General features: G+C 64.9%; 1 protein-coding gene. It reads left to right on the top strand.

Going from position 1 to position 670, the window contains the following annotated elements; translation table 11 throughout:
* Window positions 1–670 (top strand): porin family protein (locus tag IHE49_RS18350; RefSeq protein ID WP_225578566.1); only part of this gene is annotated, 670 nt, incomplete at both ends.

The raw sequence follows: 670 nt of genomic DNA, 5'->3' as shown, positions 1-670 counted from the left end.
GATGAAGCACAAGGGCCTTTATTTCATGGTTGCGCTGGCGTTGGGCGGCGTAGGTGCCGTTCATGCGCAGGACAACGCAGCAACCACGGGCAGCAGCGACAGCACCGCGGCTCCGGCGTGGCCGAATGGCTTCGATGACCGCTGGTACATCGCGCCGACCATCGGTGGTTACTACAACGACAGCGATCGCAACACCAACAGCCGCCAGATCTATTACGGTCTGGGCGTTGGCAAGTTCTTCACGCCGGACCTGTCGATCGACCTGTTCGCCGACCGTACGGATCGCAAGATCGACAACGGTGCAGCCAACGGTGGTGGTCACAGTGGTAGCCACTGGGCGAACAACACGGTGGGCGTGGCAGCGCGCTGGTACTTCACCAATGGCGCCTGGCGTCCGTACCTGTTGGGTGGCGTGATGGGCAGCCATCACAAGAACCCGATGGACAGCGACTGGGCCCCGGCGGCTGAGCTGGGCCTGGGTATCTCCAAGTCGATCACCGACAGCGCGGACATCCGCGTGGAAGGCGGCTACCGCTACGATTGGGACGACCAGAGCCAGCCGAACCACAGCGGTTACGGTGACTGGTTCCTGGGTCTGAGCATCGTGTCGCGCATCGGTGCGGTTCCGGCGGCTCCGGCCCCGGCTGCTGCGCCGCCGCCGCCGCCGCCG

This window comes from Rhodanobacter sp. 7MK24, assembly GCF_014842995.1.
Taxonomy (GTDB): domain Bacteria; phylum Pseudomonadota; class Gammaproteobacteria; order Xanthomonadales; family Rhodanobacteraceae; genus Rhodanobacter_A.
This window is presented reverse-complemented; position numbering and strand designations above follow the sequence as displayed.